1 pseudogene is annotated in these 613 nt (G+C 47.3%); it reads right to left on the bottom strand.

Annotation, left to right across the window (positions count from 1 at the left end):
- A pseudogene (locus R8N49_RS28520) lies at nt 1–613 on the bottom strand (paraquat-inducible protein A); the annotation flags it as partial.

Here is a 613-nt window from a genome sequence, read left to right as displayed (position 1 = left end):
AGTGTCACCTTCTTTGACGCTTGGTAACTCGATTGCCGGAATAAAGTGCCCCCACAGCCAGCTTTTATCGACCATCGAAATGCATTTCACCACCAATATTGTGTATACGCAAAACGCCCAAAACGAGCTGCCCATTCCGATGTCGGCCAGAGACGCAATTTTAATTAAGCTCACCAATACGCCAATTAAAAACACATCGACCATTAACCACGGTTCAACTCGAAACAGAATTCGGCAAAGTACTTTGGCCATACGCTGCTGCTTTTTAGACGGCGGATGGTTGCGAACTTTTAACGCCTCAAGGTGCAGAAAAAGGATCAAACCCACATAGATAGCTGGCAAAACGACGACCGTCGCGAGCAGAAGCGCACCAAGAAGAGCGTTTTGAAATTCAGCCAGCATTTTGGCTGCGTGAAGTAGAGTGATCTCTTGCGACAACCCTTGCACGCTGAATGACATGAATGGGAAAGAGATACTGAGCACCAGCATGATCAAACACGCAGACGATACCGCAATCACGCTTTGATAAGGCTTGGCGTTAATTTTTGTAAGTGAATGCGAACATCAAGGGCATTGAGCTTTTTGCCCTTGCTCGATCTCCGGAATGCGGACG

This window comes from Vibrio sp. 1978, from assembly GCF_033344345.1.
The sequence above is the reverse complement of the archived record's forward strand: the minus strand, read 5'-3'. Positions and strand labels throughout refer to the sequence as shown.